Below are 15,629 nucleotides of genomic sequence, written 5' to 3'. Positions count from 1 at the left end.
GGTGACGTTCGATCCGCTGGAGTCCAGCCGGGAGATCACCCTCGGCTACCGCCGATACCTGCGTTCCCTGCTTCCCCTGCGCGACGCCTCCCTGGCCTCGGCGCTGGAGCACATGATCGACACGAGCCCGCTGCTGACCAAGGGACCGCTGCTGGAGGCGACGCCCGCCTATATGCCCGGCGCGACCCTCGCGGAGCTCGTGGCCGAGGGAGTGCTCCCGGAGAGGTTCATATCCCTCACCGGGCCCGAGCTCCCCGCGGACCGCCCGCTCTACCGGCATCAGGAGCAGGCGATCCGCAAGGTCCGGGCCGGACGCAACGTCGTGGTCGCCACCGGCACCGGCTCGGGCAAAACCGAGAGCTTTCTGCTGCCGATCCTCGGCCACCTCGCCGAGGAGTCCGCCGCCGGTCGGCTCGGGCCGGGTGTGCGAGCGCTGCTGCTCTACCCCATGAACGCGCTGGCCAACGACCAGATGAAGCGGCTCCGGCACCTGCTCGCGGACTCGCCGGAGATCACCTTCGGCCGCTACACCGGCGAGACCCGTGACTCCGTGCGGGACGCGGAGGCGACCTTCGCCCAGCTCCATCCACACGAACGCCGGCTGCCCAACGAGCTGCTCAGCCGCGCCGAGATGCGCGCCACGCCGCCGCACATCCTGCTGACCAACTACGCGATGCTCGAGTACCTCCTGCTCCGGCCGAAGGACCTCGATCTCTTCGAGGGCGACCACGCCGGGCAGTGGCGGTTCGTCGTCGTCGACGAGGCCCACGTCTACGACGGAGCCAAGGGGGCGGAGCTCGCGATGCTCCTGCGCAGGCTCCGCGACCGGGTGTCGTCGGGCCGGGACCTGCAGGCGATCGCGACGAGCGCGACGGTCGGGGCCAAGGACTCCCCGGCCGCGGTGACCCGCTTCGCGACCGACCTCTTCGACCTGCCCTTCGAGTGGAACGACGACACACCGGGCAGGCAGGACCTCGTGACCTCGACCGTCGTCGCGGCCCCGGACCGACCGACGTGGGGGCCGCTCCCCGCCGGCGACTACGCCCGGCTGGGTGCGCACGTCGATCACACCGACGTGCTGAAGGCCGCCCGCGACCACGGCTGGGACGGGCCCGATGACGCGGTCGCCGCCCTCCGCTCGGAGTCCCGGCTGACCGCGTTCCGCACCGCGCTGTCCACGGGACCACGCCCGTTCGCCGACGTCGCCCGCACGGTCTTCGGTGAGGACGTCGAGCAGGAGCGGCACCTGACCGACCTCGTCCGCCTGGCGGGGGCGCTACGGGCCCCCGACCGGTCCCCGGCGCTCTCGTCGCGGTTCCACCTCTTCGTGCGCGCCACCGAGGGCGCATTCAGTTGCCTCGGCCCGGACGGCCCCCACCTCGGGTTGAGCCGTCGGGAACGCTGCGAGACGTGCGAGCGGGTCGTCTTCGAGCTCGGTGGCTGCCAGCGCTGCGGTGCCGCCCACCTGCACGGCGCGCTCGACGACAGCGGCCCGGTCCCCCGCCACGTCCCATGGAAGGCGGGCGGGCACCGCCGCCACGCCTGGCTACTGCTGGAGGACGGCGACAGCACCGATCGCACGCCCCACGACGAGGACGACGCCGCACTCGAGGAGGAGAAGGCCACCGAGGGCGACCGGCGTTACCTCTGCACCGGCTGCGGAGCCGTGCACCTCGACCAGCCGCTGAACTGTGGTGCGGGCGACTGCACCGCCGGCGACTTCCGGACGGTCCAGCTGCTGTCGTCCGAGTCCGCGGCCCTCGGCTCCTGTGCTGCGTGCGGGGCGCGGGGCACCCGGTTGATCCGGCTCCTGGAGAGCGGCGGCGAGGCCTCGGCGTCGGTACTCGGCTCCGCGCTCTATCAGGCACTCCCCGCCGCGGACGGGCCCTCGTCGGATCTGCCCGGCAACGGTCGGAAGCTCCTGTTCTTCAGCGACAGCAGGCAGACGGCCGCGTACTTCGCGCCCTACCTGGAGGACACCCACCGCAAACTCGCACAGCGCCGGATCCTCACGATGGCGCTAGCCGACCACCAGCGGATGGAGCGAGAACCGGCGAAGCTCGATGGCCTCGCCCACTACGCCTACCTGGCTGCCAAGCGGGAGGGAGTCTTCGACGAGGACGCTTCCTCCGTCGTCGCCCGCCGCGAGGCCCTCGAGTGGACGGTCCACGAGGCGATCAGCTTCGACGACCGCCAGTCGCTCGAAGGCGTCGGGCTGATGCGCGTCGAGATGGTCCGCAAGGCCTCTTGGGCGCTGCCGGGCTGTCTGGCCGACCTCGGCCTGCCCGACGAGGAGGGCTGGGACCTCCTGCAGGAGCTCGTCCGCACCCTACGGTTCCAGGGCGCCATCGACATGCCCGAGGAGGTACCGCCCAACTCGCCGATCTTCGAACCGCGCACCGGCCCCATCTACGTCCGCGGCGACGGCTCCGACGCCAAGCGGAAGGTGCTGAGCTGGCTCCCGACGACGGGGACCAACCGGCGGATCGACTACCTCACCCGTGTGCTGGAGTCCGTGGGATCGACGGCGGCGCCGCGCGCGCTGCTCGACGCGGTTTGGATGGCGCTCGACCCCGTCGGCACACCGGGCAAGGAGGGCCCGCACAGCTGGTTCTCGGTCGTCTCGCCCAAGGACCTCGGCCCCGTGCGCAGGCTCAACCACCTACGGTTCCGAATCCGACCGGTCGAGGAACAGGAGCAGCTCTTCCGGTGCGAACGGTGCCGTCGGATGACCGGGGTGTCCGTGCGCGGGGTCTGCCCCACGCTGCGCTGCGACGGCATGCTCGAGCCGTGGGTCCGGCCCCGCGCCGCGGAGGAGCGCGACCACTACCGGCACCTCTACCTCGACGCCAAGCCGGTGCCCATGAAGGTCATGGAGCACACCGCCCAATGGACGAGCCAGAAGGCCGCCGAGATCCAGGGGCAGTTCGTCCGGGGCGAGGTCAACGCGCTCTCCTGCTCGACGACCTTCGAGCTCGGCGTGGACGTCGGCGAGCTGCAGGCGGTGGTGCTGCGCAACATGCCGCCGTCGACCGCCAACTATGTCCAGCGCGCCGGTCGGGCGGGCCGACGCTCCGACTCCGCCGCTCTCGTGCTGACCTACGCTCAGCGTCGGTCGCACGACCTCACCCGGTTCGCCGAACCGGAGAAGATGATCGCGGGTGAGATGCGTCCGCCGATCGTGCCGCTGGCGAACGTGCGCATCGACCGGAGGCACGCCCACTCCGTGGCAATCGCCGCGTTCTTCGGCACGATGAAACGGCAGTTGGCCCGCGAGTGGACCACCGCGGGCGAGTTCTTCCTGCCGCCTGTTCCCACACCGCCCGACTGGGTCGGCCCGGTCGCCCAGCTGCGGCGGTTCCTCACCCCCGTCCCCCGCCGGGTCCGGGACAGCCTGCTGGAGGTCCTGCCCGCGGACGTCGCCGCTGAAATCGACGTCGAGTCCGGCGCCTGGGCCGAGGTCCTCCTGGACCTCGTCGAACAGGCGGGGCAACAGCTCGCGCAGGATGTCGAGGACTTCACCGAACGCGAACGCACCGCCGCGGCCGAGGCGAACTACGCCCTCGCGGGCCAGTGCAAGCGGGTCATCGCCACCCTGCGCAGCCGCCAGCTGATCGGATACCTGGCCAACCGGAACGTGCTGCCCAAATACGGCTTCCCGGTCGACACGGTGGAGCTGCGCACCGACCGGCTGCAGGGTGGCATCGACAAGCCGCTGGAGCTGACCCGGGACCTCACCATGGCGATCAACGAGTACGCCCCGGGTGCCCAGGTGATCGCGGGCGGGTACCGATGGACCTCGGGCGGGGTTTACCGGCTCCCTGGGAAAGACCTCTTCCGGCAGTACTACACCGTCTGCGAGACCTGCGGGCACTACCGGCAGGACGCTTCACCGCCCGCAGCCGAGTGTCCCGCCTGCGAGACCATTCAGACCAAGGCCGCAAAGGCGTACGTGGTGCCGGAGTTCGGGTTCGTCGCCTCGGAGAGCGTCCGTCAAGGATCGGGGCAGGCACCTCGTCGTTCCTGGTCGGGGGCAACCTACATCATCGACTCCCACTCCGACGTCGAGGAAGACGTCGTCCGGTTTCCCACCGGAGCGGAGCTGCGCTGGCGCTCCGGTGCTCGCGGTGAGTTCGTCGTGGTCAACGAGGGCCCGAACCGGGGCGGCTACCAGCTGTGCGAATGGTGCGGGTTCGGCACCTCGATGGTCGCCGGGCGCAAGAAGGCGAAGAGCCACAAGCACCTGCTCAAGGGGACCGAGTGCGCCGGCCCGATGCGGTCGCAGAGTCTGGCGCACCAGTACCAGACGGACTTCGTGGAGCTGGAGCTGCCGACCGGCACGGCGACCGTCGTCCCCGAGTCGGCGCTGCGGTCCACCGTGTACGCCCTCCTGGAGGGTGCCGCCGCCGAGCTCGAGATCAGCCGGGACGACATCGACGGCACCGTGCACCACGGCGGTGACGGGTTCCCGTCGTTGATCCTCTTCGACACGACGCCGGGCGGGGCGGGGAACACCCCTCGGATCGCGCGGCAGCTGGCCACCGTGCTGGAGGCGGCCGTCCGACGGGTGGCCTCGTGCGAGTGCGGGCCGGAGACCAGCTGCTATGGCTGTTTGCGCGCCTTCCGCAACGAGCGCTATCACGAGCAGCTCAGCCGAGCGGGTGCCCTCAGCCTGCTGGGCAGGTTCGTCCCGGTCTTCGAGGTCTGAGGGATGCCCGACGCCCGATCCACCCTCGTCCCGAGCGCGGTCGACCTCGCGCTCAGCGCGCTCCGAGCCCGTGAACTCACGGTCGTGGCGATTTCGACGATGGCGCGCGATCACGAGCTGAGCGAGGCCGACCTGGCCGTCCTGCTCCGGCGGCTCGTCGACGACGGTGCCCGGGTACCGAGGCCGCTCCGTCCGTTGGTCGCCTCGGTCCCGGTCCCGGCGGCTTTGGCTGAGGCGTTCTCGGAGCACACGACCCTCGATCTCGACTCGATCTCACTGGCCGACCTCGGGCTGGTTGCCACACGGGACGGGGTTCCCCTCCCCCGAGAGGCGGTGTGGGATCCGCCCGTCGAGCGGCTGCCGGCGCCCCCGGTGGTCGAGGCCCCCGAGGAGCCGGACGAGTCCGTCCTGGACCTTGACGGGGACGACCTCGACGAGAACGCGGAGGCCACGGACTCGTTCTGGCGGTACCGGCTGGAGACCGGCCGCGCACGGCTGCTCGACGCGGCCGAGGAGGTCGCGCTGGCGCGGGCGATCGAGGTCGGTCTCCTCGCCGCCGAACGCCTCGAGAACAGCGATGAGACGACACCGGCCGCTCTCCCGCTGCGGTTGCTGATCGCGGCCGGCGAGGGCGCGTACCAGCGTTTCGTCACGGCCAACCTCCGACTCGTGCTCTCCATCGCGAGCGGGTACGGAGCTCCGGGTCTGGACGCCCTTGACCTCGTACAGGAGGGTGCTCTCGGCCTGATCAGGGCCGTGCAGAAGTTCGACATCGCCCAGGGCACGAAGTTCTCGACGTATGCGACCTGGTGGATCCGGCAGGCCATCACCCGCGCCATCGCCGACCAGTCGCGCACCATCCGTTACCCGGTACACATCGTCGAGCGCCTGAACACCTTCGCTCGCCGCGCCCACCCGGACGACGATCCCGCCACGGCCGAGCTGGCCGCCACGCTGCCGACGACGGTGCCGTACGAGAGTGCACAGAACGCCCTCGGTGAGGAGAGCCTGCAGGGCGTCGCAGAACGCCACCTCGACCCACCCGCCCCGGACCTGCGGGGATTCGACGCCGAGGACATCGCAGCCGCCCTCTCGATCCTGTCCGAGCGCGAGCGAACGATCATCGATCGTCGCTTCGGGTTCGTCGGCGACGCCTCGACGTTGGACACCATCGGCGGCGAGCTCGGGGTGACCCGCGAGCGCATCCGACAGATCCAGAGCAAGGCACTCGGGAAGCTGGAAACCGAGCTGCGTGCGGCCCGCCGTCGTCAAGCCCGGGCGGCCTCGTAGTCGAACTCCCCCAGCCGAGCGCGCGCCGTGGCGCGCTCCTCGTCGGTGAACAGGTCGTGGAAGCGCTCGTCCAGCATGACGGCCTCGACGCTGAGATCGAGCCGCCTGCGCTCCCAGAGGAACGAGAACGTGTCGTTGGCGGGCTTCCGGAGAGCCCGACGCACCGCGTCGACCGGGCCGTATTCGACGAGCAGCCCCACGAACAGTCGCGGGTTGTGCTTCAGCTCGCCCTTGCAGACATCGAGCACCTCGACGAGGCGGGCCTCCAAGAGAGCCTCGGCCTGCGTCGTCTCCGGCGCGACGACGGGCTCCGGCTCGACGCTCGGCGCGGGAACGTGGACCGGGGCAGCGGGCTCCGGCGTGGCCGCAGCCGCGGGCGTCTCCGCGGGAGCCTGTTGCTCGACCTCCGGGAGCTCGAGCTGCGCGACCTCGGGTTCGATGAGCTCCAACTGCCGAGCCGGGCCTACGACGGGCTCGGCCTCGGGTGCGGGTTCCACGAGTGCGACGCCGGGGGCGCCCGTGCCCTCGTCGTCCCGATCCCCCGCCGCAATCTCGTTGCGGCGCTGGACGAAGCCGCGCAGAGCGTCGACCGAGGTGAAGACCTCGAAGCCCAGCTCGGCGAGGCGGGGCAGGTCCGCCTCGTCCGGGTCCAGCTCCAGCACCACGGGCGAGCCCTGCCCGGCCTGCAGTCCCTCGGGCCAGTACGCCTCCGCCACGGCTAGCGCCCGGCTCGTCTCGGGGTCGGCGATCTCCGCATCCAACGCCGGGTTCGCGTACCCGGCCGCCCCCAGCTCGGTGAGCAGGTCGCGGATCTGCACCGCGCGGGCGTCCCGCTCGTCGGTGTCCTCGGCGACCCGTACCTGCGGCAAGCCCTCTGTCCACGCGACCTCGGCGCCGACGAGGCGCCCGAGGAACGCGTTCGCATCCGCCGCAACCAGCTTGCGACGGGCGTCGAGGAAGGCGCGATAGTTCTCGACGCGCCACAGCTCGGGGTCGGCCGGGATCCACTGGCTCGCCAACGCCTCCGCCGAGCAGAACATCAGGTACTCGTGGGGGCTGCGGCGATTCAAGGTGGTCGCGGTGCCGGGCACCGCAAAGGCCAGGTTCCCGACGGCGTTCGCCTCGGACCGGGAGTAGCCGTGCCGGTAAAGAGCGTCCTTCGGGAAAATCTCGTGCACCCGCAGCTCGCCGCTCTCGCCGTCGAGCAGGCCGCCGGTTCCGAGGTCCCGCCCACCGCTGACCCGGGTGAGCATGTAGAGCAACGCGTAGGCGCGCGCCCCGCGGCCGACCCCCTCGAGATCCTGCGGCTCGACGGTCAGGCCGCCCCGACGGGAGCGTTCGAGCGCAGTGATCAGTCCATCCACACCGGACCTGTCGACGATGTCGAGGTCCTTAGCCAGCGCGGTCTCGGCGGAGCCCGCGAACCGGCCGCGCAGGGCGGCATGGACGAACCAGTAGAGAGCCTTGTCCGCCTCCGCACCGTCCGCGAACCGGCCCTGTCCGTTGTGGAGCAGCCGGGTGACGATCGGGAACGCGTAGCGGCCACTGCTGATCACGCGGTCGTGGTCGATGCCCAGCCGCCCACCGACGAGGCCGAGGAAGTGCTCGATGTTCTGCGACGCGTGGTCGAGCGCCGTACGGAACTCGTCCGCGGACACCCCCTCCAACGCGGCGAAGGGCGCCCTTCCCGTGGCCACCGCGTTGACGTTGCGCAGCAGCCAGTCCAGCGAGAACGTGAACTGCCGCGCCCGCCAGCCCTCCAGCACCCGGCGCATCGACGGACGGGCGTCGCCCCACTCCGCGCAGATCCGCGCGAGCGCCAGGTCGCCCTTGGACAGCCTCGTGCCACCCGAGTTGACCCGGTTGAAGATGTCGACGACGACGTCCACCGTCTTGTCCGCACCGGTGATCCGGTCGACGAAGAAGTCTCGCTCGAGGATGCTCTCGAGCTGCAGCAGCCGGGACAGGTACACGCCGAGGTTCGGGCGCATCCACTGCTCGTCGATCAGCTGGTCGTACTTCTTGGCCTGGTCGGCGTTGAAGAGGCCGGTGACGTCCACCCACAGCAGGTCGGCCCGCGCGGTGGACGGAGCGAGGAACTGGAAGGCCTCGGTCTCCACGTTGAAGTAGAGCCGGGTGAAAATCGCCGGGTCACCCTCGAAGAACGCGGGTGGGCGCCCGCGGATGATGCCGTAGAGCGTGGTGATCCGCTGCTGACCGTCGAGGAGGAGTTGCTTGGTGCCGCTGCCGGCCTCCGCGCCACGGACTGCCTGCTGGTGCCCCTCCGCCTCCCAGACGAGCAGCGCGCCGACGGGGAAGCCCTTGTAGAGCGACCGCATGAGGCCGCGGATCTGGTCCTTGTTCCACACGTAGCCGCGCTGGAACTCCGGGAGCAGCATCGACCCCGAGTCGATCTGATCCAGGATGGTGCTGAGCCGCGCCATGTCCGCCCCTCCATTGCCGCCGTGCTGCGCCTTCCCGATCCCAGGGCGCCCGTTGATGATGTACCGAACGTGACCGTGTTGCCGTCCTCGCCCCAATCGGACACCCCGATCGTGTCGGCGACTCAATCCGCCGTGCCGGGCAGGACGTAGCGGGTGCCCTTCGTCCGCCCCACCTTCTCGAGACGGCCGTCTTCCACGAGCGCGGTGAGGATCAAGCGTGCCTCCGGCAGGCTCACGGCCAGGAGGTCCGCGACCTGGCTCGTCGACAGCGCGCCTCGGCCGGCCAACATGACGACGAGGCCGGAGCGATCCGCGTCGGGGTCCTCGTCCGGCTGTTCAACGACGGGTGGTAGGACCACCGGGACGCCGAGGACGGGTGTGGGGGCCTCGTCCTCCATAAGCTCCGGCGCTACCGTCACCTCCGCCGTCTCGGCGAACTCGGGCATCTCAGGGCTCTCGGCCGGTGCGTCGCTCGCCACCAACGGTCCGATCCCCAGGGTGTCGAGCTCGGCCCACACCGGGGCCAGGGCGCGCTCCTCGTTCAGGACGTACTCGGACTGCCGGATCCGCTGGAACGTCCACCCGCACCGCTTGAGCTCCTGCTCACGGTGGAGGTCCGCGAGCTGCTGTTCCGGCGTGGTGTGGAACGCGTCCCCGTCGCACTCCACGGCGAGCTTGCCCGCCGCCCCGGTGACGACCAGGTCGATGAAGCGCCCGTTGGCCTCCACCTGCGGGGTCACGTGGAAGCCGCGACCGAGAAGGTCAAGGAAGACCCGCTGCTCGAAGAGCGAGTCGAAGGCGTCGTGGCGGCGGGTCCGGGTCACGTCGGCGAGCACCGGGGGGAGCTCCGCGCCGGCGCCGGGCGTCATGTGGTCCAGCAGCGACCGCCGCAGGTCCGTCGGGCGCAGCAGATCAGCGGTCACCGAGTGGAACAGCCATAGCTGGTCCTGGGCACGGGAGACGGCCACGTTGAAACGCTGCTCCGCGTCCCGCTTGGTGAAGGGGAACGCGGCCCGCTCCTTCGGGGCCACGACCATGGACAGAAACACGACGTTGCGCTCGTCGCCCTGGAATTCGGGCGGGGTGCCGACTCGGATCCGCCGCCGGTCCCACTCCTCCGGATCGATCACCCGCTTCAGCGCGGAGGCGATGATCTCTACCTGCGCCTGTCCCTGGAGGACTACGACCCCGAACGACAGCCCGTCGTACGCCTCGTCCGCCAGGCATGCGGCCAGTGCCGCCGCGATCTCCTCCGCCTCGGCGACGTTGGCCGCCCGGCTGCCCGTGCCCTCGGTGAACCCGCCCTCGACGTAGGTAGCGCGCAGCGGCGGGAGCCGGTCGGCCCCGAACTGCCGGAGTGGGACGAGCGGCGCGTCCCGGTAGAACGAGTTCGAGCACCAGCTGATGATCTCCGGCATGCACCGGAAGTGCTCCCGCAGCCGGATGACCTGGCCGAACCGGCTGCGCAGCAGCGAGAAGATGCTGTCGCGTGGCGTGAAGCTCGTGCGCAGGTACTGGGGAATGTCGTGCAGCTCCGAGTCGATGCGGTCGAAGATGGGCTGCAAGGAGCCACTCGTGACCTCGGACGGTGTGCACTGCTTGTCGTCGCCGACGACGATCACCCGCGGCGCGAGCCACAGCAGGAACGCGCTCGTCAGTTCGGCCTGGCTCGCCTCGTCGACGATCACGACGTCGAAGGTGTTCGCCCGCGGCGGGACCGAGGCCAGGACCTGCTGGATCGGCATGACCCAGGCGGGGACCGCGCCCTGCGCCACGCGCATGGCGTCCCGCGCGGCCTGCCGGTAACGCTCGGCGTACCTTCCGGTGCCCTTACCGACGTTCGCCATGTTGTTCTTGTACGACTGCAGGGCCTGCACCTGGGTCGCGTTCATCCGGCTCAGGCAGGCGCGCCAGGACCGGGCGGCGGCCAGGCGGCCGGTCAGCCGGGCCAGGTCCTTGGTCGCGATCGCCAGGTCGGCCTCGAGGCGCTGCTCCCGGCCCGGATCGATCTGGACCTGCAGCCAGGTCGCCGCGCACGCCCGCGCCCAAGCCTCCGGCCAGCGGCGGAGACGGTCCGTCCAGCCGTCGAGCGGGTGCTCGCGGAGGTCCGCGGCGAGGTGCGGCGCCGCGACGTGGACGCGGTCGAGCAGCTCGTCGCAGCGCAGCTGGGCCGTCTGCTGGTCCGCGGCACGGGCCAGCGAGGCGAGGGCCTCTGCGTAGGCGCCCTGGTCCGCCGCCTCGAACGCCCGCAGGGCATGTGCCAGCTCGTGCGGGCGCATCTCCAGCGGCACCGCGGCCACGAGGTCGTCGCGAGCGGCGTCGAGCTCGGCACGGGCGATCGCGGCCGACCGGGCGTGGGTCACCTGGACCGCGACAGCCGTGACCTGCTCTACGGCCCCGATGTCGTACAGCGCGGGCCTCGCGGCAGGCGGCAACGTGGCGAGCACCGCGCGGAGGGCGTCAGTGGCGGCCAGGACCCGCGCGATCACCCCGCACACCGTCCGGAGCTGCTGGAGGAGGTCGATCAGCACCACGCGGGGCTCGCCGAGGCCGACGCCGATGCGAAGGGGCCCGAAGGCCACGTTGATCTGCTGCCCGATCGCGAGGACCGCCAGGTGATGGGCTGCAGCGTGCGCCGCGGCCGCGGAGTCCACCGGCCGTCCGCCCACGAGCACGGCCGCCTCGAACGGTGCGACGGCCTTCTGCTCGGGGCTCTTGAACATCTTGCGGAGGGAGCCACCACCGTCGAGGTGGGCGCCGAGCGCAGCGAAGGCGTGCGCGGCGGCGTCCAGATCGACCTGGGCGTGGACGGAGACGTCCGCGAACCCGGCCGCCTGGTCGTGCTGCACCGCGGCGTCCACCAGCCCCAGACGCTCCACTGCGCGCTGCCAGGCGTGCGGCCCCGTTCCGCCCAGCAGTGCGGACGTCATGTCCCGCGCCCAGTCCCGGTGCGCGGGCAGGTCCCGCAACGCCAGGAGGCTCTCGTCGGCTTCGGTGCAGGCGGGACCCAGCCGGACGAGCTGCTCACCGTCGAGAGTCTCGAGCGTGGCCACCAACAGCGACGTGTCGCCCCGCCGGACCGACTCACCCAGCGCGACCGCCTCCGCTAGCTCACCGAAGCGGCGCTGGTCGAGCAGACCGGTAGGAATCCGCTGGTCACGACGGCTACGGCGTTCGTCGGTCTCTTCGCCGAGCAGCCGCACCAGCTCACCGAGCTCGGCGGCCGACACCGGGAGCTCGCCCGCGACGCCCTCCCCCAGCCAGCCGTCCCGCTCCTGCGTGCGACCGAGCTCTGCCGCGATCCGGGCGAGCGTGCCCCGGAAGCCGACGGCCACCTCGGGGTGCTCGAAGGTCTCCGCCTCGCGGACGGCGCGAATCTGCTCCAGGAGCCGCGCGCGGTCCCGACGGACGGCCTCGCGCTTCTCGGTGAGGTCCGTGATCTCGCGGTCGGCCCGGGAGGGGTTGAAGTCGGTCTTGCGCCCGGCGAGGGTCGCCACGCTGCGCGAGAGGTCGGAGTTCCCCTTCGCGGAGGCGTCGGTGAGCGACACGCACAGCTCCTGCATCTCGGGCGGCAGCTTGTCCCGCAGCACCCGGAGGGCCTGCGCCTTCTCCGCGGTGACCAGGACCCGCTTGCCCTGGGCGAGCAGCGCGCTGACCAGGTTGGCGATGGTGTGGGTCTTCCCGGTGCCGGGCGGACCCTCGACCACGACGCCGCTGTCCGCATCGAGCCGATGGATGATCTGAGACTGTTCCTCGTTCGCGGCCAGAGGGAAGAGCGGGGCCTCCCCCGCCGTGGCAGTGCCAAAGCCGGTGCGCTCCAGCCAGGCGAGGCGCTGCTCAGGCTCGATTGCCTCAACAAGCTGCGCGAGCCCCAGCGGCACGGGCGAGGACTCATCCGCGAGGGACGTGGCGATCGCGTCGTAGTACGCCCTGATCGCGTAGGCGCCGCGCGGCCGGGCGACGAGTGCCGGACTCATCGACACCAAGGAGTGCTCGGTCCGCTCAGGCTCCCAACCGTCACTCACCTTGTGCGCGACCTGCAGAACCCGGGCCGCCCACTCCTTCAGGAACTCGGGCAGAGCGGGTTCGATCGGGCTCACAGCCCGCTCGAGGAGCTTGTCCCGCAGGATCGCGCTACCGGACAGGTCGAAGGAGTCCAGCCCGCCCAGGAGCTCGTCGTCCTCGAGGCGGAGGCCGGACTCGTCGGCGAGGACGCAGATCATGTCGCCGGACTCGAGGTCCTGGTCGATCCGCACGGCCTGGCTGATCATGTGGACCCGCACGCCGGGGGTCTGCAACAGCCCGGAGGCGAGCACGAGCTCGACGGACTCCGGCTGGTCCTGTGCGAGCCGGTGCATGTCGAACAGCGCCTCGAAGACCTGGCGACGAGGCCTCCGCAGCCGCTCCTGCTCCGCCCACGCCCGCCAGTCGACGAGCCACGCGTCGAACTGCCCGCGGATGTGGGGGTGCTCGTCGATCGGGACCTCGCCCTGCCCTCGGACGACCACGCGCTCCTTGAGCCGCGGCTCGCTGAGGTCGTCGGTGACGGAGCGGTCCAGCCACCGCTTGAGCTCGCGGGACACCGCCGGTTCGGGATCGCGGTGCACCCGGGAGACACGGAGCACCTCGGCCCCAGGTCCGTCCGGGCTCTGGATCGTGGTCGCCTGCTGGGCGTAGTGCAGCCACAAGGTCCGGTGGTAGCGGTCGACGCTTCGCACAGGCGCGAAGCGGGCCGCGGCCATCTGCCGTAGCACGCCCATCAACCGTGTCACGCGATCCCTGGTCAACGGGTCGTGCTCGTGCGTCATCGACTTCCTCCCCCGAAGTGCCCGATCTGAGCGCCACACCCCTCATCGAAGGCAAGCACAACACCGTCACCGAGACGAGGAAGATTCACTCGAATCGCGCAAGGGATTCGGGACTCGCTACGAGGCACGTGCGGATTCGCACTCCGCTGCCTGGCCAGATGGCCGGATACGCGGGCTAGTTGTACTCGACCCCCGGGACGTTGAAGCTGATGTCATCCGGGCTTTCCACCCGCCCATCAACGTCGACCACGCCCCGGGGCACGCCACCGAGGTCGTCAAGGCAGCGCGACGCCGCCACTACGACAGCGCCGGGCCGCGCCCGTCCGACGGGCAGCCGTAGCCAGTTTGGAAGGCCTCGTAAGACTGGCGTTCTCCGTCATCGACCAGCAAGAACAGCGGACCACACACCCCTGCGGCTGACCTGGTTGACCGCCGGTAGGTGCACGCCAATTGCACGCTCCGAGCACTGCAGCTCCGGTCACGAGCTCTTCCGTGTGAAGCAACCGGACCGTCGAGCAGACGGGCGGTAGTGCCCGTCTCATCCCCGGGCGTCCGCAGGACGCTGCCGTAGTGATCAGTCGCCGTCAGGCAGTTGGTCGAGCAGACCGTGGTCACGTCGGTGCCGCTCCCTGGATCCGGGGAGACGAGATCCGCTACGTCAGCCCGCACTCGGAGAGACCCCGTCCACGGATGAGCGGCATGAAGAGCTCGTCGATGATCTCCATCAGGACCTCGTCCGGTACGGCTGGAACACCGCGCAGGGCGTACTCGCCACGCAACACCGTCATGGGGAGCGCCGCCACCCGCGGATGAACGGCCTCCGGCGGAGCTTCGCCGCGTGCCACTGCCTGGTCCACGATCGCCACCCAGGCGGCGTCCAGCGCGCCCCCTCCGGCCTGCTCGCGCAGCAGCTCCAGCAGCGCGGGCTCGTCGGCGGCCGCGGCCAGGAGATCACGCAGGATCTCCCCATGAGGGGAGGACCAGGTGGAGTTGACCTGCCGCAGCAGCTCGACGGCATCACCGCGGAGTTCGCCCGTGTCCGGCGTCAGAGTGCGAGCGTCCGCGACGTAGGCGTAGGCGGCGACGCCGAGCGCGGCGCGCCCGGGCCAGCGCCGGTAGATCGCGTTCTTGTTCGTGCCGGCGCGCCGAGCGACCTTGTCCATCGTCATACCGGCGTAGCCGGAGGCAACGAGTTCATCGGCGGCCGCACGCAGGATCGCCTGCTCCAGTTCCGCACCGCGCCGCCGCCCCCCTGTCACGGTACGGAGCGTACCTCGCACCTGATACGGTACTACTCGTACCTTATGGAGGTTGCGATGCGCGCATGGGGCGTCACCTACGACACCGGCTTCACCAACTGCGGAAGCACGACACACGAACCGTTCGACCCCACGGTCGTCGCCGAGGACATGCGGATCATCCGTGAAGAGCTTCTCGCCGACGCCGTGCGGATCACCGGCGGAGTCGCCGACCGCCTGGAGACCGCCGCACGGCACGCGGCAGCCGTCGGACTGGAGGTCTGGTACTGCCCGTTCACCCATGACCTGACCACCGACGAGCTGTTGGCATTCCTGCTGGACGCAGCCGAGCGCGCGGAGCGCATCCGACAGGAAGGTGCGGACATCCGGTTCCTCACCGGCTCGGAGATCAGCATCATGACGATCGGACTGATGCCCGGGCAGACGCTGGCCGAACGATCCGCCGTACTCACAGACGCGGCGCGTGTTCGCGAGATCCTCCCGGGAGTGCAGCACAGGACCAACGCGCTACTGGCCCGAGCAGTCGAGGGGGCACGCGAGCGATTCGGAGGCCTCATCGGCTACGCGTCACTCCCCCTGGAGGGAGTGGACTGGACGCCGTTCGACTTCATCGCGACCGACGCGGGTTACCGCGATGCCGGCAACGCTGACGCCCTTCCCGCGAACCTCGCCGCCATGACCTCGCAGGGAAAACCGTTCGCAGTGACCGAGTTCGGCTGTGCAGCCTTCTCCGGAGCCGCCGATCGGGGTAGCCGGGGCGACATCATCGGCTACGACGACCGGACCGGGCACGCAACGCACCTCACAGAGACCGTCGAGCGCAACGAAGCCGAACAAGCCGCCTACCTCCTGGAACTCCTCCACCTCTACGACTCGGGAGGCGTGGACACGGCGTTCGTGTACACCTTCGCCTCTCGACACCTGCCGACCTCCGATCAGCCAGAGCGGGACTTCGACCTGGGAAGCTTCGGGATCGTCAAGACCCTTACCCACGGGCGCACCGGCAACGCCTACCCAGGGATGCCATGGGAGCCAAAAGCAGCCTTCTCGGCACTGGCCGAGTACGGCCGAATGCGGACCGGCCACCCCGTGACCTGAAGCTGCGACGAGACGCCGCGAA

General features: G+C 70.6%; 6 protein-coding genes. 3 read left to right on the top strand and 3 right to left on the bottom strand.

Features of this window, described 5'->3' with window-relative positions; genetic code table 11:
• Nucleotide 1 precedes the first annotated feature (1 nt).
• Both DMP15_RS13210 and DMP15_RS13205 read left to right on the top strand, forming a co-directional pair.
• The gene (locus DMP15_RS13210) at nucleotides 2-4,708 is read left to right on the top strand and encodes a DEAD/DEAH box helicase (protein ID WP_337825952.1); all 4,707 of its coding nucleotides are present in this window, start codon (nucleotides 2-4) and stop codon (nucleotides 4,706-4,708) included.
• 3 nt (nucleotides 4,709-4,711) lie between these two features.
• Nucleotides 4,712-5,998 (top strand): sigma-70 family RNA polymerase sigma factor, encoded by a 1,287-nt coding sequence (locus DMP15_RS13205; RefSeq protein WP_337825951.1) that lies wholly within the window; start codon nucleotides 4,712-4,714, stop codon nucleotides 5,996-5,998.
• On the opposite strand, the gene DMP15_RS13200 is transcribed toward DMP15_RS13205, so the two are convergent.
• The 3 genes from DMP15_RS13200 to DMP15_RS13190 all read right to left on the bottom strand — a co-directional run bounded on the left by DMP15_RS13200 (nucleotide 5,977) and on the right by DMP15_RS13190 (nucleotide 14,509).
• Nucleotides 5,977-8,442 (bottom strand): GmrSD restriction endonuclease domain-containing protein, encoded by a 2,466-nt coding sequence (locus tag DMP15_RS13200; protein ID WP_073574120.1) that lies wholly within the window; start codon nucleotides 8,440-8,442, stop codon nucleotides 5,977-5,979. The genes DMP15_RS13205 and DMP15_RS13200 overlap by 22 nt on opposite strands.
• A gap of 122 nt (nucleotides 8,443-8,564) precedes the next feature.
• Nucleotides 8,565-13,196: an AAA domain-containing protein gene (locus tag DMP15_RS13195; protein ID WP_337825950.1), complete on the bottom strand. Its 4,632-nt coding sequence runs from the start codon at nucleotides 13,194-13,196 to the stop codon at nucleotides 8,565-8,567.
• 707 nt (nucleotides 13,197-13,903) lie between these two features.
• Nucleotides 13,904-14,509: a TetR/AcrR family transcriptional regulator gene (locus DMP15_RS13190; RefSeq protein ID WP_304580025.1), complete on the bottom strand. Its 606-nt coding sequence runs from the start codon at nucleotides 14,507-14,509 to the stop codon at nucleotides 13,904-13,906.
• A gap of 57 nt (nucleotides 14,510-14,566) precedes the next feature.
• On the opposite strand from DMP15_RS13190, the gene DMP15_RS13185 reads away from it, so the two are divergent.
• Nucleotides 14,567-15,607 carry a hypothetical protein gene (locus tag DMP15_RS13185; RefSeq protein WP_073574123.1) on the top strand — a complete coding sequence of 347 codons (1,041 nt, stop codon included), beginning with the start codon at nucleotides 14,567-14,569 and terminating at the stop codon, nucleotides 15,605-15,607.
• Nucleotides 15,608-15,629: the final 22 nt, after the last annotated feature.

The organism is Pseudonocardia sp. UM4_GMWB1, from assembly GCF_017312155.1.
In the GTDB taxonomy this organism is placed as follows: Bacteria; Actinomycetota; Actinomycetes; order Mycobacteriales; family Pseudonocardiaceae; genus Pseudonocardia; species Pseudonocardia alni.
Note: the sequence above shows the minus strand (reverse complement) of the source record. Positions and strands in the feature narration are given on the sequence as shown.

What these genes read in the sequence shown, in the direction of transcription:
- DMP15_RS13205 (WP_337825951.1), top strand. Translation starts at nt 4,712, where the DNA reads ATGCCCGACGCCCGATCCACCCTCGTCCCGAGCGCGGTCGACCTCGCG.
- DMP15_RS13200 (WP_073574120.1), bottom strand. Translation starts at nt 8,442, where the DNA reads ATGGCGCGGCTCAGCACCATCCTGGATCAGATCGACTCGGGGTCGATG.
- DMP15_RS13185 (WP_073574123.1), top strand. Translation starts at nt 14,567, where the DNA reads ATGCGCGCATGGGGCGTCACCTACGACACCGGCTTCACCAACTGCGGA.